Origin of the sequence: Leifsonia sp. 2TAF2 (assembly GCF_052115085.1) — a bacterium.
GTDB lineage: Bacteria > Actinomycetota > Actinomycetes > Actinomycetales > Microbacteriaceae > Leifsonia.
In genome coordinates, this window is the sequence record NZ_JBFRFY010000002.1 from 967,195 (window position 1) to 992,569 (window position 25,375).

At 69.5% G+C, this 25,375-nt stretch carries 23 protein-coding genes; 14 read left to right on the forward strand and 9 right to left on the reverse strand.

What is annotated here, in order from left to right:
* Positions 1-8 precede the first annotated feature (8 nt).
* Genes AB4Z18_RS16785 through AB4Z18_RS16800 form a run of 4 tightly spaced genes read right to left on the reverse strand, consistent with a single transcriptional unit; the run spans position 9 to position 4,265 of the window.
* Positions 9-1,019, reverse strand: coding sequence for an AAA family ATPase (locus AB4Z18_RS16785; protein ID WP_441783877.1), 1,011 nt, complete (start codon positions 1,017-1,019; stop codon positions 9-11).
* Positions 1,016-2,314 carry a DUF4350 domain-containing protein gene (locus AB4Z18_RS16790; RefSeq protein ID WP_441783878.1) on the reverse strand — a complete coding sequence of 433 codons (1,299 nt, stop codon included), beginning with the start codon at positions 2,312-2,314 and terminating at the stop codon, positions 1,016-1,018. Before AB4Z18_RS16790 ends, AB4Z18_RS16785 begins: the two co-directional genes overlap by 4 nt.
* Positions 2,311-2,970, reverse strand: coding sequence for a DUF4129 domain-containing protein (locus AB4Z18_RS16795; protein WP_441783879.1), 660 nt, complete (start codon positions 2,968-2,970; stop codon positions 2,311-2,313). Before AB4Z18_RS16795 ends, AB4Z18_RS16790 begins: the two co-directional genes overlap by 4 nt.
* Positions 2,955-4,265 (reverse strand): hypothetical protein, encoded by a 1,311-nt coding sequence (locus AB4Z18_RS16800; RefSeq protein ID WP_441783880.1) that lies wholly within the window; start codon positions 4,263-4,265, stop codon positions 2,955-2,957. The genes AB4Z18_RS16795 and AB4Z18_RS16800 overlap by 16 nt, the downstream gene beginning before the upstream one ends.
* Positions 4,266-4,452: 187 nt before the next feature.
* Here AB4Z18_RS16800 and mtrA point away from each other — a divergent pair, with 187 nt between their 5' ends.
* The 6 genes from mtrA to secA all read left to right on the forward strand — a co-directional run bounded on the left by mtrA (position 4,453) and on the right by secA (position 13,209).
* Positions 4,453-5,136, forward strand: coding sequence for an MtrAB system response regulator MtrA (gene mtrA, locus AB4Z18_RS16805; RefSeq protein ID WP_441783881.1), 684 nt, complete (start codon positions 4,453-4,455; stop codon positions 5,134-5,136).
* 15 nt (positions 5,137-5,151) lie between these two features.
* On the forward strand, positions 5,152-6,783 hold the full coding sequence (mtrB, locus tag AB4Z18_RS16810) for an MtrAB system histidine kinase MtrB (protein WP_441783882.1): 1,632 nt from the start codon (positions 5,152-5,154) through the stop codon (positions 6,781-6,783).
* Positions 6,780-8,510 (forward strand): LpqB family beta-propeller domain-containing protein, encoded by a 1,731-nt coding sequence (locus tag AB4Z18_RS16815; RefSeq protein WP_441783883.1) that lies wholly within the window; start codon positions 6,780-6,782, stop codon positions 8,508-8,510. The genes mtrB and AB4Z18_RS16815 overlap by 4 nt, the downstream gene beginning before the upstream one ends.
* An 87-nt stretch (positions 8,511-8,597) precedes the next feature.
* Positions 8,598-9,374 (forward strand): ComF family protein, encoded by a 777-nt coding sequence (locus AB4Z18_RS16820; RefSeq protein WP_441783884.1) that lies wholly within the window; start codon positions 8,598-8,600, stop codon positions 9,372-9,374.
* A gap of 90 nt (positions 9,375-9,464) precedes the next feature.
* On the forward strand, positions 9,465-10,166 hold the full coding sequence (hpf, locus tag AB4Z18_RS16825; protein ID WP_441783885.1) for a ribosome hibernation-promoting factor, HPF/YfiA family: 702 nt from the start codon (positions 9,465-9,467) through the stop codon (positions 10,164-10,166).
* Between the two features lie 229 nt (positions 10,167-10,395).
* Complete coding sequence (secA, locus tag AB4Z18_RS16830; RefSeq protein ID WP_441783886.1) at positions 10,396-13,209, forward strand: preprotein translocase subunit SecA; 2,814 nt, start codon at positions 10,396-10,398, stop codon at positions 13,207-13,209.
* A gap of 84 nt (positions 13,210-13,293) precedes the next feature.
* On the opposite strand, the gene AB4Z18_RS16835 is transcribed toward secA, so the two are convergent.
* Positions 13,294-13,773, reverse strand: coding sequence for an Rv3235 family protein (locus AB4Z18_RS16835; protein WP_441783887.1), 480 nt, complete (start codon positions 13,771-13,773; stop codon positions 13,294-13,296).
* Between the two features lie 157 nt (positions 13,774-13,930).
* Here AB4Z18_RS16835 and AB4Z18_RS16840 point away from each other — a divergent pair, with 157 nt between their 5' ends.
* Entirely contained in the window at positions 13,931-15,424 is a 1,494-nt protein-coding gene (locus tag AB4Z18_RS16840) for a sensor histidine kinase (protein WP_441783888.1), read from the forward strand.
* A 117-nt stretch (positions 15,425-15,541) separates the two neighbouring features.
* On the opposite strand, the gene AB4Z18_RS16845 is transcribed toward AB4Z18_RS16840, so the two are convergent.
* Entirely contained in the window at positions 15,542-15,790 is a 249-nt protein-coding gene (locus AB4Z18_RS16845; RefSeq protein WP_018190103.1) for a WhiB family transcriptional regulator, read from the reverse strand.
* A gap of 225 nt (positions 15,791-16,015) precedes the next feature.
* Here AB4Z18_RS16845 and AB4Z18_RS16850 point away from each other — a divergent pair, with 225 nt between their 5' ends.
* The 7 genes from AB4Z18_RS16850 to AB4Z18_RS16880 all read left to right on the forward strand — a co-directional run bounded on the left by AB4Z18_RS16850 (position 16,016) and on the right by AB4Z18_RS16880 (position 22,339).
* Positions 16,016-16,480, forward strand: coding sequence for a hypothetical protein (locus AB4Z18_RS16850; protein ID WP_441783889.1), 465 nt, complete (start codon positions 16,016-16,018; stop codon positions 16,478-16,480).
* A 36-nt stretch (positions 16,481-16,516) separates the two neighbouring features.
* Positions 16,517-17,281 (forward strand): DUF1684 domain-containing protein, encoded by a 765-nt coding sequence (locus AB4Z18_RS16855; protein WP_441783890.1) that lies wholly within the window; start codon positions 16,517-16,519, stop codon positions 17,279-17,281.
* Between the two features lie 59 nt (positions 17,282-17,340).
* Complete coding sequence (locus AB4Z18_RS16860) at positions 17,341-18,840, forward strand: ABC transporter substrate-binding protein (RefSeq protein WP_441783891.1); 1,500 nt, start codon at positions 17,341-17,343, stop codon at positions 18,838-18,840.
* Between the two features lie 85 nt (positions 18,841-18,925).
* Positions 18,926-19,888, forward strand: coding sequence for an ABC transporter permease (locus AB4Z18_RS16865; RefSeq protein ID WP_441783892.1), 963 nt, complete (start codon positions 18,926-18,928; stop codon positions 19,886-19,888).
* Complete coding sequence (locus AB4Z18_RS16870) at positions 19,885-20,769, forward strand: ABC transporter permease (RefSeq protein WP_441783893.1); 885 nt, start codon at positions 19,885-19,887, stop codon at positions 20,767-20,769. Before AB4Z18_RS16865 ends, AB4Z18_RS16870 begins: the two co-directional genes overlap by 4 nt.
* Positions 20,766-21,578 carry an ATP-binding cassette domain-containing protein gene (locus AB4Z18_RS16875; RefSeq protein ID WP_441783894.1) on the forward strand — a complete coding sequence of 271 codons (813 nt, stop codon included), beginning with the start codon at positions 20,766-20,768 and terminating at the stop codon, positions 21,576-21,578. The genes AB4Z18_RS16870 and AB4Z18_RS16875 overlap by 4 nt, the downstream gene beginning before the upstream one ends.
* Positions 21,575-22,339, forward strand: coding sequence for an ABC transporter ATP-binding protein (locus tag AB4Z18_RS16880; protein WP_441783895.1), 765 nt, complete (start codon positions 21,575-21,577; stop codon positions 22,337-22,339). Before AB4Z18_RS16875 ends, AB4Z18_RS16880 begins: the two co-directional genes overlap by 4 nt.
* A 52-nt stretch (positions 22,340-22,391) precedes the next feature.
* Here the strand turns inward: AB4Z18_RS16880 and bcp are convergent, their stop codons facing one another.
* From bcp to aroA, 3 genes are read right to left on the reverse strand one after another with little or no spacing between them, the layout of a single operon-like run.
* Positions 22,392-22,868, reverse strand: a complete 477-nt coding sequence (bcp, locus tag AB4Z18_RS16885; RefSeq protein WP_441783896.1) for a thioredoxin-dependent thiol peroxidase — start codon at positions 22,866-22,868, stop codon at positions 22,392-22,394.
* A gap of 49 nt (positions 22,869-22,917) precedes the next feature.
* Positions 22,918-23,982 carry a ribosome small subunit-dependent GTPase A gene (gene rsgA / locus AB4Z18_RS16890; RefSeq protein ID WP_441783897.1) on the reverse strand — a complete coding sequence of 355 codons (1,065 nt, stop codon included), beginning with the start codon at positions 23,980-23,982 and terminating at the stop codon, positions 22,918-22,920.
* The gene (gene aroA, locus AB4Z18_RS16895) at positions 23,975-25,345 is read right to left on the reverse strand and encodes a 3-phosphoshikimate 1-carboxyvinyltransferase (RefSeq protein WP_441783898.1); all 1,371 of its coding nucleotides are present in this window, start codon (positions 25,343-25,345) and stop codon (positions 23,975-23,977) included. Before aroA ends, rsgA begins: the two co-directional genes overlap by 8 nt.
* Between the last annotated feature and the right edge of the window lie 30 nt (positions 25,346-25,375).

The window sequence follows — 25,375 nt, forward strand, 5'->3', positions numbered from 1 at the left end:
GTCAGCGCCTAGATCGGAACCTGGACCTGCTGCACGATCGAGCGCAGGATCGCATCGGCGCCGACACCCTCCAGCTCGGCTTCGGGGCGCAGCTGGATGCGGTGCCGCCAGACCGGGACGAGCATCGCCTGGACGTGGTCGGGCGTGATCGACTCGTACCCGGAGAGCCACGCCCAGGCCTTCGCCGCGGCGAGGAGCGCCGTGGTGCCGCGCGGGCTGACGCCCAGACGGACAGACGGGCTGCGCCGGGTCGCGCGTGCGAGGTCCACGATGTACGCCAGGACGTCCGCATTCGCGCCCACAGTAGCGGCCGACTCGCGGGCGGCCTGAAGGTCGGCGGCGCCCATCACGGGCGTGACACCCGCGGCCGTGAGGTCCCGCGGGTTGAACCCGGCGGCATGGCGACGGAGGACCTCCACCTCCGTGTCGCGCTCCGGCACATCCAGGGTCAGCTTCAACAGGAAGCGGTCGAGCTGCGCCTCCGGCAGCGCATACGTGCCCTCATATTCGATCGGGTTCTGCGTCGCCGCGACGATGAAGGGGTCGGGCAGCTGACGGCTCACGCCGTCGACGCTGACCTGGCGCTCCTCCATCGCCTCGAGCAGAGCCGACTGGGTCTTCGGGGGCGTGCGGTTGATCTCGTCGGCGAGCAGGATGTTGGTGAACACCGGCCCCTCGCGGAAGACGAAGCCGCCGGTCTGCGCGTCGTAGACGAGCGACCCGGTCACATCCCCGGGCATGAGGTCCGGGGTGAACTGGACCCGCTTCGTGTCAAGGCTCAGCGCTTGGCTCAGCGACCGGACGAGAAGGGTCTTCGCGACGCCCGGCACACCCTCGAGGAGCACGTGTCCCCGGGTGAGGAGCGCGATCATGAGCCCGGTGACGGCGCCGTCCTGACCGACCACCGCCTTGCCCACCTCGGACCGGACGCCTGCGAGAGCGGCGCGCAGTCGTGCGGCGTCGCCGCCGGCGCCGGGGGAGGAGGTGGGGAACGCGGTCCCCGTCGTGACGTCTGTCATTCGTCCATTCTTCCGGTCGGGCCCGTCGAGGGCGAAACGGCGGCGGCGGTGGCGCGTTCGAGCTCCGCCAGCTCGTCCGAGAGAGCGATCAGCTCTCGGTCGGTGTTCGGGATGCGGTCGAGCAGCACGTCGCGGACCGCCAGCCGGTCGCGACGGGTCACCGCTGCCACCGCGTCGGCCACTTCGATCGTGGTGGCGCTCGTCGGCAGTCCGACGAGAGCGGACAGGCGACCGACCGTGCCGACCCGGAGCGCGTCGGCGGCCCTCAGCCGTGCCGACGAGCGCTGGTAGAGGCGGGCGCGACCCTCGCGTGTCTCCCCGGCCCGTACGACGACCGGCAGGTTCTCGACGACGAGGGGCCCGAACCGCCGGCCTCGCCAGACGGCGGCGGCAACGAAGACCACCAGGAGCAGGAGCATGACCGGCGTCACCCATCCCGGCGTCAGCGCGGCGATGTCGGGTGGGCCAGTGACGGGCCGATCGCCCACCGACGGCAGGTACCAGACCAAGGTGCGGTCGCCGCCGAGCAGGTTCAGGGCGAGAGCGGCGTTCCCCAGGCGGTCGACGCCGTCGTTGGTGAGCAGGGAGCCGGAGCCGAGGAGATACACCGGGGAGCCGTCGAAGCTCGTCCGGACGAGCGACGCGCGTCCGTCGGCGTCGGCGAAGCAGGCGACGCGCTCGCCGACACCGTCGGAGGAGACGCGGAACGTGCCGGGCAGGACGATGTCCTCGGTGCCGGGGGTGTCGCGCGGGTCGATCCGATCGGCTCGCCCGGCCGCGGGCAGGCTGCATCCCGCATTCACGGCTCCGCGCGGTGTTCCCGCGGCGCTGACGTCCGGGGCGACGGTCTGCAGAGTCCGGAAGTCGGGCTCGACCAGCACCAGCGTGTGGCCGTCTCCGGCCAGGTCGCGGTAGCCGTCGGCGGGAAGGTTGCCCTCGGGGTCGTAGACGAGAACGGTCGCGTGGCCGGCCGCCGCCTCGCGCGCGGCGTTCAGCGTGGTAACCGCCTTCACGTCGACGCCGTGTGCCGCCAGGACCTGCGCGACCGCCTTGGCGCCGGCGGGCGCGGCGTTCGCCGCATCGAGGGGGATGCCGGCGCCTGCCCGACCGCCGGTCAGGAGGATGCCTCCGAGGGCGATCAGCACAGCGATCGCAGCGAGGATGATCCACGGAACGGCGCGGCGCGCGGTCTGCCGCACGGTGAGCGAGGTCGCCGCCGCAGTGGGCGTGGCGTCTTCGCCGCGCGTCTCCGTGTCGAACGCCCCTGGGTCGAGCATCGGAGCCGGCGCGGTCATGCGGACACCTCGAGGACAGGAACGCGGACGTTCTGAAGCCGCTGGTCGAGGGCGACGAGGAGCTGGTACCCGGATTCGCTGCCTGGCCGGTCGAGGTAGCGCACCTCGTCGAAGGCGCGGGCGGCACGACGGAGGGTGTCGCTCTCGTCCGGCGCCACCCGGGCGGCCCGGAGCGCGAACTCCGTGGCGGTCGTTCCGGGTGTCACGTGCACCAGCGTCCGCTCGTCGAGCGCCACGGCGATGGCCCGGAACTGCTCCTCGACGGCGGTGACCCAGTCACCTGCGCCGGCGGCGCGCTCGGCAGCCAGGCGCAGATCGGCTGCGGTGCGAGCGTCCTCCGCCCCGAAGAGCGCGCGTCGCGCCAGCGCCGACCTGCGGTTCATCCGCGGCCGGCCGAAGATGAAGAATGCGGCCACAATGAGGCCGGCGATCACGACGACGACGATCAGCAGGAGCACCGGTCCGGCGTCTCCGCCCGGGCCTTGGAACAACGACGCGAGCCAGTCCTGCACGGCTTTGGACGCCACATCGAACCAGGTCGGCTTCGCAGCCTGGTACTCCGGGCGCGCCAGTTCCTCGCGCAGCCATTCCTGTGCCTCCGGCGAGCTCGGGTCGACCGGGATGTCGAAGTGCAGCACGATCAGCCGGCGGGCCACCCGGCCGGAGGCTGAGCGGGCTGCTGCGCGGGCGGGAGGTAGGGATCAGGCAGCTCCTGACCCGTCTGCCGGCCCTCGACGAAGCGCACGAGCTCGAGGTCGAGCCCCTCTTTGCGCATCCGGAGGTCGATGTAGAGGAGGGCAATGGCCGCCGTCTGGATGACGCTGCCGATGGCGCCGACGATGGCCGTGACGATGCTGGAGATCACATTCACGCCCAGCTGGGCGATCAGCGCCTGGGCCATCGGGTCGGCCGAGCTCGCGGAGGTGGGAGCGAAGACGCCGCCGACGATCCCGCCCAGGATCGCGAAGGGGATGGCGATGGTCTGGGTGATCGCGTACACGATCACTCCGACGAGCAGGACGATTCCGAAGGTCCGCCAGAAGTACCCGGTCGTCAGCCGCCACGAGCGAGCGACGGCCGCCCGCAGCGACAGCCGTTCGAGCACGATGATGCTCGGGACCATGATGAGTTTGGTGTTGATCCAGATGTACAGCGGGATCAGCCCGATCCCACCGACGATGCCGACGACCACTGCCCCGATGGTCCCCGCTGGTGGGCCGAGCGTGGCCAGCGCGATGACGATCGCCGTCACCAGCGCGAGGGCGACGATCCAGGCGAGCGCGTAGAGCAGGGTCCAGCCGATCAGGGCGCCGATCCGGCCTCGGACAACCTGCCAGAGTGCGCGGAACGTCAGCTTCTCGCCGAGGGACTCCCGGGCGACGTCTGCCACGATCACACCCTGCAGGAGCGCGCTGAAGACGCTCGTGACGACGAGCGAGAGCACGCCGAGCACGATCGAGCCGCCGATCAGCCCTGCGCGGAGAGCCGGCTGATCCTCGACCTCGCCGGACAGCGCCCGCCCGGCCAGGAACGCGATCGCTCCGGCGATGACGACGGTGACCACGATCGACGGGATTCCCTGCAGCAGCAGGGCCGCTCCGACGGTGATCCGCGGGTTGCGTCGCAGAGCCTGGAACGGGGCGGCGAGCAGCGGCCCGAGGGTGAGCGGACGAAGCGGGATCAGTCCGGGCTTGGGCGGCGGCGTCCAGGCGGGCTGAGGGCCGCCGGGCTGCTGGCCATACGGCTGCTGCTGCCACTGCGGCGGCTGCTGCCCGTACGGCGGCTGTCCGTATGGCGCCTGCTGCCCGTACTGCGGCTGCCCGTACTGCGGCGGCTGCGGCGGCTGCCCGTACTGCGGATGCCCGTACTGCGGCGGCTGCTGCGGCGCGTCGTCCGGCCCGTTCCCCGAACCCGAGGAGCCGGGAGCCTGCCAGTTCTGTTCGTCGCTCACGCCGTGCCTTTCCGTCCCCCTGCGTCGTGCGGTGGTCCCATGCTGGCACATCGGCTGGCGGCGCGGTGGCCCCCGTCCACAGGGCACGTAATGCTTTCATTCAAGCTGGTAGCAGGCTGCTCCATTACGCTGGTCATGTCACTTCACGGCCCGAGGCCGCTCGAGAGGGGTTCAGGGAACTTCGCACATGACTAGTCGCATCCTGGTTGTCGACGACGACACCGCGCTTGCGGAGATGATCGGCATCGTGCTGCGCACCGAGGGATACGACCCGGTCTTCTGCGAAGACGGCGCGCAGGCGGTCGAGACCTTCCGTTCGGCGAAGCCCGACCTGGTGCTGCTCGACCTCATGCTCCCGGGCATGGACGGCATCGAGGTCTGCGGGCGGATCCGCGCAGAGTCCGGCACTCCGATCATCATGCTGACCGCCAAGTCCGACACCGCCGACGTCGTCAAAGGCCTCGAGTCCGGTGCCGACGACTACATGGTCAAGCCGTTCAACCCGAAAGAGTTGGTCGCGCGCATCCGGACCCGGCTCCGCCCGACGCCGGCCGCTCCGCCGTCCGACGAGCTGACCGTGGGCGACCTCATCGTCGACGTCGCCGGCCACGAGGTCCGCCGGGGCGAGAGCCGCATCGCGCTGACGCCGCTGGAGTTCGACCTCCTGCTCGCCCTCGCCTCCAAGCCGCAGCAGGTGTTCACGCGCGAGATGCTGCTGGAGCAGGTCTGGGGCTACCACTACAAGGCCGACACCCGACTGGTGAACGTGCACGTCCAGCGCCTGCGCGCGAAGGTGGAGCAGGACCCGGACAACCCGAAGATCGTCATGACCGTGCGCGGGGTCGGCTACCGCGCCGGCGCCGCAGCCTGACCGGCGGAGCCTCGGATGCGCTGGTGGCCGACGCGGGACTGGTGGCGGCAGGCGCCGTCCCGTCTGGCGCGCCTCTGGCGCACCTCGCTACAGCTCCGCACGGTGGCGATCACGCTGCTCCTCACCGGCGTCGCCATCCTCGTCACCGGCGTCTACATGTCCCTCAGCATCAGCAACGACCTCTACCAGTCGCGCCTCGATCAGGCGCTGCGCGACTCCAGCCGCGCCACCACCACCGCGCAGTCGACGCTGAACGCCTCCGACGTCTCCTCCGGGGATGCGGGCAAGAACCTGCTGAACACCGTGCTCCAGAGCGTCCAGGCCTCCACCTCTAGCCGGCTGGTCGCCGCGTACCGCGTCCCAGGGCAGGACACCGGCATCCTGGCCCCGCCCGACCGCGGCAGCCCCGCCATCAACTCGGTCATCTCGCCGGAGCTGCGTGAGAAGGTGCAGAAGGGCGGAGCGAAGCAGTACTACCAGTCCGTGGCGCTCCCGGCCGCAGGCGACACCGACCCCGGGATCGTCGTCGGCTCGCAGCTGATCCTCCCGTCCTACGGCAAGTACGAGCTCTACATCGGGTACAACCTGCGCGACTCCGAGAACACGTTGCTGTTCGTCCAGAACACGCTGCTGCTCGCAGGACTCGCTCTCATCCTCCTGATCGGCGCGATCACCTGGGTCATCGTCCGGTTCGTGGTGGAGCCGATCCGTGTCGCCGCGCGCACCAGCGAGCGGCTCGCCGCGGGTGACCTGGCTGTGCGCATCCCGGAGCGGGGTGAGGACGTCTTCGCGTCGCTCGCGCGGTCCTTCAATGGGATGGCGGACAGCCTGCAGAGCCAGATCAACCAGCTGGCGACGCTGTCGCAACTCCAGCAGCGCTTCGTCTCTGATGTGTCGCATGAGCTGCGCACCCCGCTCACCACCATCCGCCTCGCCGGCGACGTCATCTACGACCAGCGGGAGGGATTCGCGCCCGCGACCGCGCGCACGGCGGAGCTGTTGCACACACAGATCGAACGCTTCGACCGGCTGCTCTCGGACCTCCTGGAGATCAGCCGCTACGACGCGGGCTCCGTCGTGCTCGACGCCGAGCCGACGAACCTGGTCCGGCTCGCCGAGGACTGCATCGAGGAGCTCCGGGCGCTGTCGGAGCAGAACGGGTCCGAGCTCACGCTCGACGCCCCCGGCGGCTACTTCGATGTCCCGATGGACCCTCGGCGCATCCGCCGCGTCGTGCGCAACCTCATCGGCAACGCGGTCGAGCACGGCGACGGCAAGCCGGTCGTCGTCACCGTCGACAGCAACGAGAGCGCGGTCGCGTTGACGGTGCGCGACTACGGGATCGGCATCGATCCGCAGGACACCGGCCACGTCTTCGACCGGTTCTGGCGGGCCGACCCGTCGCGGAAGCGGACCCTCGGAGGGACGGGGCTGGGCCTCGCCATCTCCCTGGAGGACGCCACGCTCCACTCCGGCTGGCTGCAGGTCTGGTCGGCGCCGGGCGCCGGATCCTGCTTCCGCCTCACGCTGCCGCGAGTCGCCGGACGCGAGATCACCGCTTCGCCGCTTCCGCTCCCGCCCGCTGATGCCGGAGCGACCGAGCCGCACGCCACCGGCGCACCGACCGGCAGGGAGGCGCACGCATGACGCATCGCAGAGCATCCCGCGCCTCGCTCCGCACCTCGTTCCGGGCTCGGGCCGCCGTGGCCGCGCTGACCGCGCTGCTGCTGACGGCGCTCGCCGCGTGCGCGAGCATCCCCGACTCCGGCCCTGTCCGCCAGGGCGCTCCGGTCGCGCAGGTCAACGACCCGCTCGACCTCGACTTCAACCCGTCGAAGCCCGAGAAGGGCGCGAGCCAGCAGCGGATCGTTCAGGGCTTCATCGACGCCGCCTCAAGCCCGAAGAACAACTTCGCCATCGCCCGCGAGTATCTGACGCGATCGACGGCGGCGAACTGGAACCCGGACGAGTCCGTCACCGTCGACGACGGGCGCAATCGCAGCTACGACGACCAGGGCACGCTGTGGCGGGTGGATGTGACCCCTGTCGCGAACGTGGACGCCGTCGGCAGCTACCACCCCGTGGGGAGCACCGCCCCCGTCGGCCTCAACTATCAGCTCGTGCGCGAGAACGGCGAGTGGCGGATCTCGGTCGCGCCGAACGGCGTCGTGATCGACGACCCCACCTTCCGTGCCGTCTACACCCAGCAGACGCTCTACTTCTACAGCCCCGGCTACGCCTACCTCGTCCCTGACGCCCGCTGGTTCCCGGCCCGGGTCGCGTCTGCGGCGACGCGGGTGGCGAATGCCGTGCTGGCAGGTCCGGCGCCCTGGTTGAACGGCGCGGTGACGACCGCGTTCCCGAAGGGCACGCAGCTCGTCGTGCCGTCCGTGACGACCTCCGGCGGCGTGGCCCAGGTCGACCTCAGTTCGGAGGCGGCCCAGGCTGATCCGACACAACTTCAGCGGATGCAATACCAGCTGGAGCAGTCGCTCGGCAGTCTCGCTCAGAGCGTGCAACTGTCGATCGAGGGCAACGTCCAGCAGGTACCCTCGCTCAGCACCGCGGCGCTTCCGGTCCGGAATCCGTCGGTCGACTCGCACGCCTTCGTCGCCCGCGGCAATGTGTTCGGGCCGCTCGAGGGCGACACGGTGACGAGCCTCGGCGGAATCGGCGACAAGGTCGCGGCGCTGCATCCCACGGCGGTCACGCTGAGCGCATCCCACGACCAGGCGGCCCTGCTCTCGCAGGAGGGCGCCTACTCGGTCCGGAAGAGTGGCGACCCGGTCCGGGTGGATGCGCGGCCGGGACTCATCGGGCCCTCGCTGGATGCCAACGGCTGGGTCTGGTCGGTGCCCGCTGGGTCGCCGAACGTGATCCAGGTCGCCGGTGCAGGCGGGGGAGACGCGCACCTGCTGACCGCCGGCTGGCCTAATGCGACATCGATCCTGTCGCTCACCGTGTCGCGCGACGGCACCCGCCTTGCTGCGCTGCTCAAGACGACGACCGGGTACTCGCTGATGGCGTCGGGGATCGTCCGGGGCGGCAACGCGGCTCCGACGGCGCTCACCGAACCGATCGAGCTCGCCGTTCCGAGTTCGGCGCCGCGCTCGGCGGCCTGGACCAGCGATCTGACCATCGCCGTGCTCAGCGCGACGAACGGCGAGGCGACGAGTATTGCGCAGCAGACGGTCGGCGGTGTGCAGACGACCACGTCCGGCCCCGCCAGCGGCCGGACCATCGTCGGCGCCGCCGGCCTGGCGCCGTACGTCGTCCTCAGCGACGACGGCACGCTGCTCGCCCCGACGGGCACCGGATGGCAGGCGCAGCTCGACAAGGTGACGGCCGTCGCCGTGCAGCAGGGTCAGCCCTAGCCGTCCACAGGACCGGCTGACGTGCGGTTCTCCACCGATCCCGAGTTTCCGGGCTCGCCGGCACCTGCGGCCCGGGATGCTCGGTGCATGACAGCACACACCCTGGTCCGTGAATCCCTGCTCGACGCTGCGGCGATCATCCTCCCCGTCCAATGCGCCGGCTGCCGGCGCCCCGACCGATCCCTCTGCGACGAGTGCGAGGCGCAGTTGCGGCCGGTCGCGAGGGTAGAGGCCGTGGGCGACATCCCCGTGTGGTCGGCTCTGGCGTACGAGGGGGTCGCCCGGCGCGTGCTGCTCGCCTACAAGGACGGTGGGCGAGTGGATGTGGCGCGCGCCCTCGCCCGGGCGCTGCGCTGCGCGGTCGCCGAGGCGCAGCGGCAGGTCGCGCGAGAGGCGAGGCCGTGGGGAGCGGACGAGGCGAGCCCGGGCGCGGCGGCCCAGGGCAGAGCGGCCCTCCTTCCCGTGCTCATCCCATCGACCCGTGCCGCATGGCGCCACCGCGGCTACCATCCGACACGATCGGTGCTCGCACGGGCGCACATCCTGGTCCCGCCGCTCTGGCGTGCGCTGCGCCTGTCGCGGCAGACGGCCGACCAGGCGGGGCTCTCGGTGGCGGAACGCTCGGGCAATCGGCAGGGGAGCTTCGTGGCCTCGCAACGACTGGCCGGTCGCGAGTGTCTGATCGTCGACGACATCATCACCTCCGGCGCGACGGTCCTCGAGGCGTCGCGCGCGATCCGGGCGGTCGGCGGCAGGGTGGCGGGCGTCGCCGCCATCGCCCGGACGCCGCTCCGCGGTGGTGCAGACGCACGGGGAGTGCTCAGGAGACCCACCGAGGATGCCGTGCGTTTTCGGGTTACGTAACCGGGGCGACCGCACTACGGTTGTCGAAAAGGCGCGACTGAAGCCCTTCGTGATCCCGGGCGGCCGTCGCGCCGGATCAGGGAGGTTTCCATGGACATCAACATCATCGGACGCAACCTGGGCATCACTGATCGCTTTCGGGAGTACGTCACCGAGAAATCCGAGAAGGTGGCGCACCTGGCCGAGAGGGCGATCTCGTTCGAGATCAAGGTGAGCAGGCACAACGAGAAGCTGGGCACCCAGAACGGCGACGATCGCGTCGAGCTGACGCTCGTCGGCCCGCGGGCAGTGGTGAGATCCGAGGCGACGGGGACGGACAAGTACGCCGCCTTCGACATCGCGCTCGGCAAGCTGCTGGAGCGGGTGCGCCGCGCGAAGGACCGCCGCAAGGTCCACCGCGGGCAGCACAGGCCCACCTCGTTGCGTGAGGCGAGCACCGACGGCTTCAGCGCCGTCGGCCTGGCGGCGGCCCCCGTCGCGGTGCTCGACCAGGTCCGCACCGGCTCGACGCCGGTGCCATCCGATGAAACGGAGCAGCCGGCGGAGACGGAAGAGGAATACAGCCCCGTCGTGATCCGCAAGAAGGTGTTCGCGTCCGTACCGATGACCGTGGACGACGCGCTCTACTACATGGAGCTCGTCGGTCATGACTTCTACCTGTTCGTCGACCAGGAGACCAAGCGCCCGAGCGTCGTCTACCGGCGCAAGGGATGGGACTACGGCGTGATCTCGCTCGACGAGGACGCGGACGAGCTGCAGGAGGTGGCGGCCGCCGCCCGGAAGCTCGGCTGAGCGCGTCGGCCGCGAGCACCAGCGCCGATGGCGGCCGCCCGGGCGGCGGTCGCCATCGGCGCACTCCGTTGCGTCCTCATGGAGGACGCAGGTCCCTCCCAGGCTGTACGGGCCGCACGCAGGGGCTGAACAAGTAGCATGTCTCTAGCGTCGGCGGAGTCTGCCGTCCGGCGCGCGTCCGCAGGGGCGCCGGGCCGACGGCCCGACCGAGCGTAAGTGGAGTGCATCAGTGGCCTCAGTTCTTGAAAAGGTCCTCCGTGTCGGCGAGGGCCGTACCCTCCGTCGACTGGAGGCGTACGCGAAGGCGGTCAACGCCCTCGAAGACGACTTCAGCGAACTCACCGACGAGGAACTCGCGCACGAGACCGTCGAGTTGCGTGAGCGCTACGGCAACGGCGAGTCGCTCGACGACCTCCTCCCGGAGGCGTTCGCGGCGGTCCGCGAGGCGTCCAAGCGAACCCTCGGCATGCGTCACTTCGACGTCCAGATGATGGGCGGCGCGGCGCTGCACCTCGGCAACATCGCCGAGATGAAGACAGGTGAGGGCAAGACCCTCGTCGCGACGACGGCGGCGTACCTGAACGCCATCGCCAGCCGCGGCGTCCACGTCATCACGGTCAACGACTACCTGGCGAGCTACCAGTCCGAGTTGATGGGCCGCGTCTACCGCGCGCTCGGCATGACGACCGGTGTCATCCTGGCCGGCCAGACGCCGGAAGAGCGCCGCGAGCAGTACGCCGCCGACATCACCTACGGCACCAACAACGAGTTCGGCTTCGACTACCTGCGCGACAACATGGCGTGGCAGGCGAGCGACATGGTCCAGCGCGGACACTTCTTCGCGATCGTCGACGAGGTCGACTCGATCCTCATCGACGAGGCCAGGACCCCGCTGATCATCTCCGGACCGTCCTCCGGCGAGGCGAACCGTTGGTTCAACGAGTTCGCCAACCTCGCCAAGCGCCTCACCCCCGACGTCGACTACGAAGTGGATGAGAAGAAGCGCACCGTCGGCGTGCTCGAGCCGGGCATCGAGAAGGTCGAGGACTACCTCGGCATCGACAACCTGTACGAGTCGGCGAACACGCCGCTGATCTCCTTCCTCAACAACGCCATCAAGGCGAACGCGCTGTTCAAGCGCGACAAGGACTACGTCGTCATGAACGGCGAGGTGCTCATCGTCGATGAGCACACCGGCCGCATCCTGGTCGGACGCCGCTACAACGAGGGCATCCACCAGGCGATCGAGGCGAAGGAGGGTGTCGAGGTCAAGGCCGAGAACCAGACTCTCGCCACGGTGACCCTGCAGAACTACTTCCGCCTCTACAAGAAGCTGTCCGGGATGACCGGTACGGCCGAGACCGAGGCCGCCGAGTTCATGAGCACCTACAAGCTCGGCGTCGTCGCCATCCCGACGAACAAGCCGATGCAGCGCATCGACCAGTCGGACCTCGTCTACAAGAACGAGAAGGCCAAGTTCGACCAGGTGGTGGAAGACATCGTCAAGCGGCACGAGAAGGGCCAGCCGGTGCTGGTCGGCACGACCTCGGTCGAGAAGAGCGAGTACCTCTCGCGCCTGCTCGCCAAGAAGGGCGTGCGCCACGAGGTGCTGAACGCGAAGAACCACGCCCGTGAGGCCGCGATCGTGGCACAGGCCGGCCGCCTCGGCGCCGTCACCGTCGCCACCAACATGGCGGGCCGCGGTACGGACGTCATGCTCGGCGGAAACTCCGAGTTCATCGCGGTCGCCGAGATGAACGCGCGCGGACTCTCGCCGGTGGAGACCCCGGACGAGTACGAGGCCGCCTGGGACGACGTGTTCAACGCGGTCAAGGCCCAGGTCGCGGAAGAGGCCGAGAAGGTCGTCGCCGCGGGTGGTCTCTACGTGCTGGGCACCGAGCGTCACGAGTCACGCCGCATCGACAACCAGCTGCGCGGTCGCTCCGGCCGTCAGGGAGACCCCGGCGAGAGCCGCTTCTACCTGTCCCTGACCGACGACCTGATGCGCCTGTTCAACTCCGGAGCCGCCGAGAGCCTGATGGGCCGCAGCAGCGTCCCGGACGACATGGCCATCGAGTCCAAGGTCGTCAGCCGTGCCATTCGCAGCGCACAGTCGCAGGTGGAGGCGCGGAACGCCGAGATCCGCAAGAACGTCCTGAAGTACGACGACGTCCTCAACCGCCAGCGCGAAGCGATCTACAGCGACCGCCGTCACGTTCTCGAGGGCGACGACCTGCACGAGCGCGTGCAGCAGTTCCTCACCGACGTGATCGACGACATCCTCGACCAGCACACCGGCGAGGGAAGCGGCGACGACTGGGACTTCGACGCGCTGTGGGCGGAGCTCAAGACGCTCTACCCGATCGGCGTGAGCATCGACGAGGTCATCTCGGAAGCCGGCAACAAGGGCAAGATCAATCGCGAGTTCATGCGTCGCGAGATCATGTCCGACGCCCGAATCGCCTACCAGCGGCGCGAGGAGTCGCTCGGTGCTCCGGCGATGCGCGAACTGGAGCGTCGCGTGGTGCTCTCCGTGATCGACCGCCGCTGGCGCGACCACCTCTACGAGATGGACTACCTCAAGGACGGCATCGGCCTGCGCGCCATGGCGCAGCGCGACCCGCTGGTCGAGTACCAGCGCGAGGGCTACGCCATGTTCCAGCAGATGATGGGTGCGATCCGCGAGGAGACCATCGGCTTCCTGTTCAACCTGGAGGTCGAGGTCAACCAGGCGCCCGGCGAGGTCGAGTCTCCCGCGGTCGCCGCGAAGGGATTGGCACGCGGCGAAGGCGACACGCGGCTCAGCTACTCGGCCCCGGCCGAGCAGGGCGGCGTCGAGGTGCGCAACCAGCGCGGTCAGCTGGAGCAGGCGGCCACCGCCCGCGCTCAGCGGGCGCAGGAGCAGCAGGCGCAGCCGGCGGCACAGGCCGCCCCGCCCGCCCAGGGAGCCACTCAGCGCGGCGCGTTCGGCCAGCGTGTGGACTCCGACGAGGCGGCCCCGGTCAACCGTGCCGAGCGCCGCGCTCAGGCCAAGAAGCGCTGAGCGCTGCACCAACGACCGCACCAGCGGATACGACGACGGAACGGCGGCCCCTGAGGGCCGCCGTTTCTCGTCTGCGGGGCATCCTCACAGGACGTTGATCGCCGCCGCGCGCCAGCGCGCCCGGTGACGCTCGAGGCGGATGGCGACAGCGCGCGACCGCCCGGGCTGATGCACCAGGACGACCGCCTCCACGACGCCCTCCGAGGGGAAGCTGAGCAGCGGATCCCCGATCCGCATGCGCGGACGCAGCACATCCTCCACCGACGTCGCGCGCGCGTGCGAGGTCAGCATGGTGCGGCGGAGGAGGTGCACGTACACCGAATCGGTCACCCAACGCCCGATCTGGTCGAGCGAGCGGGCACCGGCCAGGATCTCGACGACGGAACGCGCCAGGTTGGAGCAGAGCGTCGCAGGGGTCGGGTCGCCGGTCTCGGTGAGCTCCGTGACCGTCCCGGCCCTGCCGACCGAGGGTCTGGGATCGTCGTGATCGGGGCTGTGCCACGGCGTCGGAAGCGGAGAGACGGCCGCGGATGAGGTGGCGGGAGCGAGAGCGTGATGGTCCATGATTCCTCCTGGAGACGGTGTGTCGGTGGCCCGTGATGAAATAGAGCTGTGATATGTACGATGCCTTACCCAACCACTTCGCCGCCAACCGGACCAGGGCACGAACGCTGTGTGGATAACTCGGGGACCCTCTGAGACGCCCCTTTAGGATGGGATGGTGTCAACGCTCAGCGATCTCGTCCACGCCCACGGCCGTTCCTCCGAAGAGGACGTCGAATGGCTGCACGGGCTCGTCGGCGACTGGCAGCTCCTCGCCGACCTCGCGTTCGCCGACATCGTGCTGTGGGTCCCCACGGCCGATGACGACTACGTAGCGGTCGCTCACGCACGTCCGTCGTCAGCGGCGACCCTCTTCTACCGCGACTTCGTCGGGCAGCGCATCAAGCCCGAGTGGCGGCAGCAGGTGACGGACGCCTACCGCTCCAAGCAGATCATCGACACGTCGGCGCCCGACTGGTACGAGGAGACCCCGACGCGTGTGCGCGCGGTCCCGGTCATCCGCCGCCTCTCCGTCCACTCGCCCGAGACCGCGGACGAGCCCGTCGCCGTGATCACCCGGCACACCAACCTGAGCGAAGCGCGCACTCCCAGCCGCCAGGAGCTGACGTTCAACGAGTGCGCGAACGACCTCTTCAACATGATCGCGACCGGCGACTTCCCGGACCTCGGGGCGCCCGCCGCACCGCGCCGGGGCGCACCGCGCGCAGCCGACGGCCTCATCCGGCTCGACGTCGACGGCACGACCACGTTCGCGAGCCCCAACGCCCTCAGCGCCTTCAACAGGATGGGCTTCACCGGAGAGCTGGAGGGGGAGTCGCTGGCGACCGTGACGATCGGCCTTCTAGCCGGCACCATCATCGCCGACGAGTCGCTGCCGCTCGTGGTCACCGGTCGCGCGCCCTGGCGCACCGACATCGAGGCGCGAGGCGTCACGGTGTCGCTGCGGGCCATCCCGATCCGCAATCGCGGCGAACGCGTCGGCGCCATCGTGCTCTGCCGCGACGTCTCTGAGCAGCGGCACCAGGAGCGCGAGCTCATCACGAAAGACGCGACGATCCGCGAGATCCACCATCGCGTGAAGAACAACCTCCAGACCGTGGCGTCGCTGCTGCGCATCCAGTCGCGGCGAACGCACTCAGAAGAGGCGAGGGAGGCCCTCAGCCAGGCGATGCGGCGGGTGGCGGCCATCGCCGTCGTCCACGACACCCTCTCGACCGGTCTGGCCCAGATCGTCGACTTCGACGACGTGTTCGACCGCGTGCTGCTGCTCGTGGCGGAGGTCGCCGCGAGTCACACCACAACCGTGCACCCCAAGAAGTCCGGAACGTTCGGCAAGCTGCCGTCCGAATACGCGACGCCGCTGGCGCTGGCACTCACCGAACTCGTCACCAACGCCGTCGAGCACGGGCTCGCGGGCCGGGAGGGTCAGGTGGAGATCGTCGCGCACCGCTCGGAGGAGTCGCTGACCGTGAAGGTCGTCGACAACGGCTCCGGCCTTCCCGAGGGGAAAGTCGGTTCGGGACTCGGCACGCAGATCGTTCGCACGCTCATCCAGGGCGAGCTCGGCGGCGCCATCGACTGGCACACCATGATGGGCCAGGGCACCGAGGTGACCATCGAGGTCCCGCTGCGCTATCTCACCAAGATCTGACCACGAAATAGCCGAGGGGCGCTCGATGCTAGGTGTGTGAGCGCCGCCTCGGCGGTGTCGTGCGCGCGATCCGAACGGATGGCCGACGGGTGGAGCGGGTGGTGACGGGGTGGTGCGTCAGGACGCGCGGCGTGCGCGCGCGGCGCGACGCTTGAGGGCGCGGCGCTCGTCTTCCGAGAGTCCGCCCCACACGCCCGAGTCCTGACCGGTCTCGAGTGCGTACTGCAGGCAGATCTCGGTAACGGTGCAGCGTGCGCAGACCGCCTTGGCCTTGTCGATCTGGTCGACGGCAGGACCGGTGTTGCCAACCGGGAAGAAAAGCTCGGGGTCCGCGGTGAGGCAGGCGGCTTTGTCGCGCCAATCCATGAAGATGTGCTCCTTGTTTACTGGGGTTCCTGACCTGAGGTGGCCATAGAATGCAGATAAGCAGTCGAGTGACAGGGTGCTTAGATCCGTGGGGAATCAGACCTGCCCACGACCCTGTGAGCGTTAACTCGACCGTTGAACATGCTCCCATAGCGGTTATTCCGAATCAATAGTTTTGTATGGGATAACGCTGAGAACACGAGCCGGAAACGTCAGGATGCTATAGTGCCCGACCCCCAGAACGCCCCCGGGGCCACCCCATCCATGCAGCCGGAAGCATCCGCGCGGCCTGTCCTTCTCCTCGTGCTGAGCGTCATCCTGGCGCTCGAGGCTCTGCTGGTGGCAGCACTTGCCGTGTGGCTCCTCGTCGATCTGCTGACGCAAACGCCCCAGTCGTACGCCTCCGCCGTCGCCATCGTCGTGCTTGCCTTCGTGGCCGCCGCGTGGGTGATCGCGACCCTGGTAGGCCTCGTACGGCGACGGGGATGGGCGCGCGCGTCGGCGTTCACCATCCAGATCCTCCAACTCGCGGTCGCGGTGGGATGCTTCCAGGGCCTCTACGCGCAGCCGGGCCTGGGCTGGGCGCTTCTGATTCCCGCGGTCCTCGCGGGGGTCCTGGCCGTCTCACCGCCGGTGGTGCGGGCCACGGCGCGCAACACTGGGGATCGCAACACAGAGCAACACGAATAGGCGCCGGATGGGAACAAGTCCGAGACTCGGATGGTTATGCCCGACATCGTGACTGATATCTCCACACCGAACTCCACTGCGGCCGCAGCTCCCGAGGTCCTCGATCGTGCCCGCGAAGGCTGGGACGCCTGGCGCGCCGGCCGTCTTCGGGCGGTGACCGCTCCCACCGGCAACCTCGCCCTGATCGAGACACGCTGGCTGGCGCCCGGCGACACCACGACGCCCGAGGAGGCCCTGACCGGGAATCCGGCGACCGTGACGGCGACGGAACTCTCCCGCCGGAGCCTCGAGACCGGCGAGACGGAGCGCGGGATCCGCCTCTGGGACGCCGAGTCGCCCGCAATCCGCGATTTCGAGGGCATCGACGTCTTCCCGTTCGACCCGAGCTGGGTCATCGAGGCCACGTTCACCCCGGTCAGCGACGACCGCACCATCCCGTTCGAGCACATCCGGGACAACGGGCTGACGCGCGAACTGGTCGTGCCGGGCGACATCACGTTCGAGCGCGACGGCGTCGAGTACACGCTCAGCGCCTTCGACGACGACGGGACGCTGCTGCTCGTCTTCGGCGACCCGACCAACGGCGCCGACGGGCCCGACGGCACCTACGCGTCCGGTCGATTCCTGTTCGTGGAGCACGCCGACGATCATGTCGTCCTCGACTTCAACCGGGCCTTCGTGCCGCCGTGCGGGTTCTCGGACCAGTACAACTGTCCGCTGCCGCCGCGCAACAACCGCTTCCCCATCGCGGTCACCGCAGGGGAGAAGCGGGTTACGTTCCGCAGCGGCGCCCAGCACTGAGCCGGCCTTCGCACCCGAGCTCCACCCACCCTTCACCCCCACAGCACTGGAGAACCACCGTGAGAAAGACTTCCCTGTTCGCGACGCTTGCGATCGGCCTGGCCTCGGCCCTGGCGCTCGCCGGCTGCGCGGGCGCATCCTCGTCGTCCGCCGGCGGCGGCGACGCGACCATCGCGATCGGCTCGCTGTACGAGCCGGTCAACCTGGACAACACCGCGGGCGGGGGCCAGGGCGTCACCGAGGCGCTCAACGGCAACGTCTACGAGGGCCTGTTCAAGCTGACCGACGACGGCAAGGTCGAGCCGCTGCTCGCCACGAAATACACCACCAGCGACGACGGCCTCACCTACACGTTCACCCTGCGTGACAGCGTCAAGTTCCACTCGGGCAAGGCCCTCACCAGCGCCGACGTGAAGCGCAGCATCGAGCGGGTCACCGCGAAGGACTCGCAGTCGGCCCGGAAGTCGCAGCTCGCCGTGATCTCCTCCATCGACACCCCGGACGACAAGACGGTCACGATCAACCTGTCGTCCCGGTCGATCTCGCTGCCCTACAACCTCAGCTACGTCTGGATCTACGGCCCGGGCACTTCCTCCTACAAGACCAAGGAGGACGGCACGGGCCCGTACACGCTCGGCACGTGGAAGCGCGGAAGCTCGCTCAGCCTTGAGCGCTGGAGCGGCTACTGGGGCGACAAGGCCAAGAACAAGGAGGTGGAGTTCGACTACTTCACCGACGCGTCCGCTCTCTCGAACGCGCTGCAGACCAAGCAGGTCGACATCGTGACGAGCATCCAGAGCCCGGATGCGCTGTCCACGTTCAAGGGGAACAAGGACTTCACCGTCTCCGACGGCAAGTCGACGACGAAGGAGCTCCTCGCCTTCAACGACAAGGTGGCGCCCTTCGACAAGGTCGAGGTCCGCAAGGCTGTGTACTCGGCCATCGACACGAAGAAGCTGCTGAACTCCATCTGGGGCGACTACGGCTCGCTCATCGGCTCGATGGTGCCGCCGAGCGACCCCTGGTACGAGAACCTCACGAAGGTGAACCCCTACGACGTGAACCTGGCGAAGAAGGAGCTGGCCGAGGCCGGCTTCGCGAACGGCTTCAGCTTCACGCTCGACACCCCGACGTACGACCCACACCCCGCCGTGGCCGAGTTCCTGAAGAGCGAGCTCGCGAAGGTCGGCATCACCGTGAAGATCAACTCGATCTCGGCGGACGAGTGGTACACGAAGGTGTTCACCAACCACGACTTCCAGGCGACTCTCCAGGAGCACGTGAACGACCGCGATGTGGTCTGGTACGGCAACCCGGACTTCTACTGGGGTTACGACAACCCGCAGGTGACGAAGTGGGTGGCGGAGGCCGAGCAGTCGAGCACGACCGCTGAGCAGACCGCGAAGCTGAAGCTGGTGAACGAGCAGATCGCCAAGGATGCGGCCAGCGCCTGGCTGTACCTCTACCCGCAGATCGTCGTGGCCGACAGCAGCGTGACCGGCTACCCGGTGAACGGCCTGAACTCGCAGTTCTTCGCCTACGACATCGTGAAGAAGTAGCACTTCTCCACAACCACCTGATCTCTCCACACCCGGGATGCTCGGGGAGCCGACCGGCTCCCCGAGCATTTACGCTGATTGGACCATGGCTACTTACCTCCTGCGTCGCACCGCGTTCCTCGTGGTGTCGCTGCTGCTGGCCATGGTGGTGCTGTTCTTCCTGCTGCGCGTGCTCCCGGGAGACCCGTCGAACGCCTTGCTTTCGGTCGGCGCGACGAAGGAGCAGATCGCGGCGGCGCAGCGCCAGGTGGGGAGCGATCAGCCGATCCTGCAGCAGTTCTTCTCCTGGTTCGGCGGATTGGTCACGCTGAACCTGGGGGAGTCGTTCATCAGCTCGCTGCCCGTGGGTCCGGAGATCGCCGCACGGCTGTCCGTGACGATCCCGCTCACCCTGCTGTCGTTCGCCCTCGCGCTGGTGCTGGCGCTCCCGATCGGGTTCGTGGCGGCCTGGAAGGCGGACCGCTGGTACGGCGTGGTGCTCTCCGCGTTCTCGCAATTGGGGATCGCCGTTCCGGTGTTCTGGGTCGGCATCCTGCTGGTGGATGTGTTCGCCATCACGCTGGGCTGGTTCCCGTCGGGCGGGTTCCCGCGTGACGATTGGGCCGATCCCGCGTCGGCGCTGACGTCGCTGGCGCTTCCGGTGGTGACCATCGCGATCGTGATGAGTGCGTCGATCTCCCGCTACGTCCGGAGTGCGACGCTGGATGTGATCGGCAGCGACTACCTGCGCAACGCCCGCGCGCTCGGATCAGGGTTCGGGCGGGCGATGTGGCGGCACGGTCTCCGGAACGGCGCCGTGCCGGTCATCTCTATTCTCGGCATCGAGTTGGCGACCACCTTCCTCGGTGCGGTCGTCGTCGAGAGCGTGTTCACGCTTCCGGGGCTGGGGAGCATGCTGCTGAAGGCGATCGAGCAGCACGACTACCCCAACATCCAGGGCATCCTGTTTGTCTCCACGTTGCTGGTCCTGATCGTCGGCTTCCTCGCCGACATCGCCCAGCGTCTCGTCGACCCGCGGCTGCGCCGCAGCATTTCGGGGAACGTATGAGCGCAATCGTGCAGCAGGCGACGGAGGCCGTCGCGCCGGAGCCGGCGGGCCGCTCTGGCGGGCGGCGGCGCCGGCGTTCCGTGACGCTCGGCATCGGGCTCACCCTCGTGGGTCTCATCGTCCTCATCGCCGCGGTGTCGTTCGTCTGGCTGCCCTACGCCCAGGCCGACACCTCCGGCACGCGCCTCGAGCAGCCGAGCGCCGCTCACTGGCTCGGGACGGACCGCTTCGGCCGCGACCTGACCACTCAGCTGATGATCGGCGCCAGGATCGCGCTTGCCGTCGGGCTCGGGTCGGTGGCGATCGGTGCGGTGATCGGCGTGACGCTCGGCCTGCTGGCGGCCTTCGCGACGAAGTGGCTCGACGACACGCTCTCGGCTGTGCTCGACATCCTCATCGCGTTCCCGACGCTGCTCCTCGCCATGCTGATCGTCGCCGCGCAGGGCGCTTCCCTCGGCACGGCGATCATCGCCATCGGGCTCGCGATGTCGGCGGTCGTCGCCCGGCTCACCCGGGTGCTGGCGAAGCGCGTGCTCGGGCAGCAGTACGTCACGGCGGCGAGAACCTCGGGCACGACGTGGGCGGGAGTGATCGCCCGGCATATCCTGCCGAACATCTGGCCGACGCTCAGCGTCAACCTGGCGCTGCAGTTCGGGGTCGCCGTTCTGGCGGAGGCGAGCCTGTCGTACCTCGGGCTCGGTGCGCCGCCGCCGAACGCCTCGTGGGGCCGGCTGCTGCAGGAGGCGCAGGGCACAGTGTCGACGGCTCCCGTCGGCGCGATCGCACCGGGTGTCGCTCTCGTCGTCCTGGTGATCGGGGTCAATCTGATCGCCGACGGCTTGCGGGACGTGGCGGATCCGACGCGAAGGAGGTCGCGATGAGCGCCGCAACGGACGCTAAGGGCGTCCTGAAGGTGGAGGACCTGTCCGTCACGACCCGGGACGGCGTCTCGCTCGTCGACGGCGTCTCGTTCCGGCTGGCGCCAGGGGAGCGCGTGGCCCTGATCGGCGAGTCCGGGTCGGGGAAATCGTTGACCTCGTTCGCTCTCACGGGTCTCCTGCCGGAGGGGCTCGCGGCATCTGGCAGCGTCGTGCTCGACGGTGTGCAGGTCGTCGGGACGCGGGAGCGCGATCTCGTCCCGCTGCGCGGGCGCGTCGCATCCACCGTCTTCCAGGAGCCGCTGACCGCGCTCGATCCGCTGATGCGGGTCGGGCAGCAGGTCGCGGAGCCCCTGCGGCGGCACCTCGGGCTGCGGGGAGACGACCTCCGGCGGGCCGTGGGCGAGGCGCTCACCGAGGTGGGCCTGCCGGAGCCGGACCGCATCGCCCGCGCGTACTCGTGGGAGATCTCCGGCGGCCAGCGTCAGCGCGTCGCGATCGCGGCCGCGCTCGCGTGCCGCCCGCGTTTGCTGATCGCCGACGAGCCGACGACCGCTCTGGATGTGACCGTGCAGGCCGACGTGCTGGCCCTTCTTGAGGGGCTCGTGGCGGAGCGCAGCATGGCGCTGCTGTTCGTCAGCCACGACCTCGCCGTTGTCTCGCGGATGGCGCAGCGGGCGCTCGTGCTCCGCCAGGGTCGCGTGGTGGAGGAGGGGCCGATCGCACGCCTCCTGGCGGCGCCACAGGACCCGTACACGGCCGAACTCGTGCGCAGCGCCCGCCAACTGGATGCCGCCCTGGAGGTCTCATGACGCCGATCCTCGAGCTCCGTGGCGCGGGCTTCCGCTACCGTCGCGCGTCGTCGGCGGCGCTCGACGACGTCTCGTTCGCCGTCGAGGAGGGTAAGAGCCTCGGACTCGTCGGCGAGTCGGGCGCGGGCAAGACCACGGCGCTCTCGCTCCTCCTGGGGCTCACGCGCCCGACGAGCGGCGAAGTGCTCTTCGACGGCCGGCCGCTCGACCCGCGGGATCGCGCCCAGCTGCGTACCTTCCGTCGAAGCGTGCAGCCCGTATTCCAAGACCCGTACTCGTCCCTCGACCCACGGCAGAGCATCGCCCGGATCGTCGGAGAGCCGCTGGCCTCGCTCGGCATCGCGAGCGGCGTCGACGCCCGGGATCGTGTCGCGCGCGCTCTGGAGGCCGTCGCGCTGCCGGCGGATGCCGGGCGACGGTACCCGCACGAGTTCTCCGGCGGTCAGCGTCAGCGCATCGCGATCGCCCGCGCCATCGTCTCGCGACCGCGCGTGCTGCTCGCCGACGAGCCGGTCAGCGCGCTGGATGTGACCACACGCATCCAGATCATGGACCTTCTCGCCGAGCTCGCGACCGCCGAGGGCATGACCGTGGTGATGGTCTCCCACGACCTCAGCGTGGTGGCCTCGCTGTGCGCCCGCACCGTCGTGCTGCAGGGCGGACGCGTCGTCGAGCAGGGGCCGACACGAGAGGTGCTCGGTGCGCCGCGGGAGGCGTACACGCGTCGGCTGCTCGCCTCGGTGCCGCGACTGCCCGCCTAGGCGTCGAGCGCTACGCGTCGATCGCTACGCGTCGACTCCTACGCGTCGACCGCTACGCGTCGACCCCGAGCTTCTTCCGCAGCATCGCGACGTGACCCGTCGCCTTCACGTTGTAGAGCGGCAGGCGGAGCGAGCCGTCCGGGTCCACCACGAAGGTTGAGCGGATGACGCCCTCGACCGTCTTGCCGTACAGCTTCTTCTCGCCGTAGGCGCCGTACGCCTGGTGCACCGCGAGGTCCTCGTCCGACAGCAGCGGGAAGTTGAGGCCCTCCTGCTCCTGGAACTCCTTGTTCCGCGCGGGCGCATCCTTCGAGATCCCGATCACCTGGTACCCGGCCGACTTCAGGGAGTTGAGGTTGTCGCGGAAGTCGCACGCCTCCGTGGTGCACCCCGGGGTCATCGCCGCGGGGTAGAAGTACACGATCACGTTCTTGCCGGCGAAGTCGCCGAGCGACACCGCGTTGCCGTCCTGGTCGGTCAGGCTGAACGCGGGAGCCTGCTCGCCCGCCTCGAGTCGAACATCAGTCATGTCCTCATCCTCGCATCCTCAGGGCTCCGTCGTGCGGCAGGAGGAGCGGTCAGCGCGCGAACGTCTCCAGCAGCCGCTGCAGCGAGTCGAGTCGTGCTCGACCCGTCTCGCCGAGCTTGCCCTCCTCGACCGCCTCGATGATCGCGCAGTCGGGCGCGTCCGGCAGGTGCGTGCAGCCGCGCGGGCAGTTCTCGGCGATCTCCGCCAGGTCGGTGAAGGCCTTCAGGATGCTGTCGGTGTTCACGTGCCCCAGCCCGAACGACCGGACCCCGGGGGTGTCGATGACCCAACCGTGGCGACCTCGGTCGTCCTCGACGCGCAGTGACACGGTCGACGACGACGTGTGGCGGCCGCGGCCGGTCACCTCATTCACGTGGCCGGTCGCTCGCTTCGCGCCGGGGACGAGCGCGTTGACCAGTGTCGACTTGCCGACACCCGAGTGCCCGACGACGACGGTGTCGTGCCCGACGAGCGCGTCCTTGATCTCGGCGAGGGGGATGTCGTCCTCACGGCTGGTGAAGACGGGCAGGTCGAGCCCGGCGAAGTTGGAGAGGAACGGCGCAGGGTCGGCGAGGTCGGTCTTGGTGACGCAGAGCATGGGCTCGATCCCGGCGTCGTACGCGGCGACGAGGTAGCGGTCGACCAGCCGGGTGCGCGGCTCGGGGTTGGCGGCTGCGACGACGATGAGCATCTGGTCGGCGTTCGCGACGACGATGCGCTCCACCTCGTCCGTGTCGTCGGCGCTCCGCCGCAGCAGGGTCTTCCTGGGCTCTACGCGCACGATGCGGGCGAGAGTGCCCGTCTCGCCCGTGGTGTCGCCGACGACGGCGACGCGGTCGCCGGTCACGATCGGGTTCCGCCGCAGCTCGCTCGCCCGGGCGGCCGTCAGCGCGTGCTCCTCCTCGGTGTCCTCGTCGAGGAGCACCGTATAGCGGCCCCGGTCGACGCCCAGCACCCGGGCGATGACGGCGTCGGCGTGCTCGGGCCGCGTCTTGGTCCGGGGGCGATTGCCCTTCGGGTTGGGGCGGCTGCGGATGCTGGACTCGTCGTAGAGGTCGAGCTCGTCCTCGTCGTCTTGGCCGTCGTCCCACCACGATCCGGAGTTGTCAGACACTCTGGGAGGTTCCGTTCTGCACCATCCGCATCCAGAGCTCGGTGAACTGCGGCAGGGTCTTCGCGGTGGTGGCGACGTTCTCGATCTCGACGCCCGGCACCACCAGCCCGACGATCGCGCCGGCTGTCGCCATCCGGTGGTCCTCGTAGCTGCGCCAGACGCCGCCGTGGAGCGGCTGCGGCTCGATCCGCAGGCCGTCCTCCAGCTCCGTGACGCGGCCGCCGAGCCCGTTGATCTCGGCGGCGAGGGCTGCGAGCCGGTCCGTCTCATGGTGGCGGATGTGGCCGATCCCCGTGATCTCGCTGGGGCCGTCGGCCAGTGCGGCGATCGCGACGAGCGCGGGGGCGAGCTCGCCGCCCGTGGAGAGGTCGAGCAGGACGCCGCTCGGTCGTTCCGGCCCGGTCACCGTGAGCCGGTCACCGTCGCGGGTGACGGTCGCGCCGAACAGCGGGAGCAGGTCGGCGAGGTCGGCGCCTACCTGGGTGGTCGCCGACGGCCAGCCGGTGATGGTGACCGTGCCGCCGGTGACGACGGCGGCGGCGAGGAAGGGCGCCGCGTTGGAGAGGTCGGGTTCGATGTCCACATCGCGCGCGGAGATCGTGCCGGGGGTGACGATCCACCGTCCCGTCTCGGGTGACTCGACGCTCACACCGCGGGCGGCGAGGGCCGCGACGGTCATCTCGATGTGGGGGAGGCTGGGCAGGCGCTCGCCGGAGTGGGTGAGATCGAGGCCGTTCTCGAAGCGGCTGGCGGAGAGCAGGAGGGCGCTGACGAACTGACTGGAGCTGGACGCATCCACCTCGATCGCGCCTCCGGCGACCGTCCCGGTGCCGTGAACGGTGAAGGGGAGGGAGCCGCGGCCGTCGTCGTTCACATCCACGCCCAGGGCGCGGAGGGCCGTGATGATCGCGCCCATCGGGCGACCCCGTGCCGAGTCGTCGGCGTCGAACATCGTCGGCCCGAGCGCGAGGCCCGCGATCGGCGGGACGAAGCGCATCACGGTGCCGGCCTGACCGCACTCGATCGTGGTGCTGCCGAGCAGCTCCTCGGCGGGCGTCACCAGCAGGTCGGCTCCGAACTCGCCGCCGCCCGGACGCTCCTCGACGCCGACGCCCAACGCGCGCAGAGCCTCCACCATATTGGCGCTGTCGCGCGAGTGCAGAGGGGCGCGCAGGAGTGACGGGCCGTCGGCGAGAGCCGCGAGCACGAGCTCGCGCGCGGTCAACGACTTCGACCCGGGAAGGGAGACGGTCGCCGTCACCGGGGCGTCCGCGACCGGCGCGGGCCACAGCGTGTTCGGCTCGTCGGCCCGGTTGTCGCCGTACGGATCGAAGTCCGGAGCGGAATATTTCGAGATCAGCATTGTTGTCAAGATTATCCGTGTTCCCGGTAT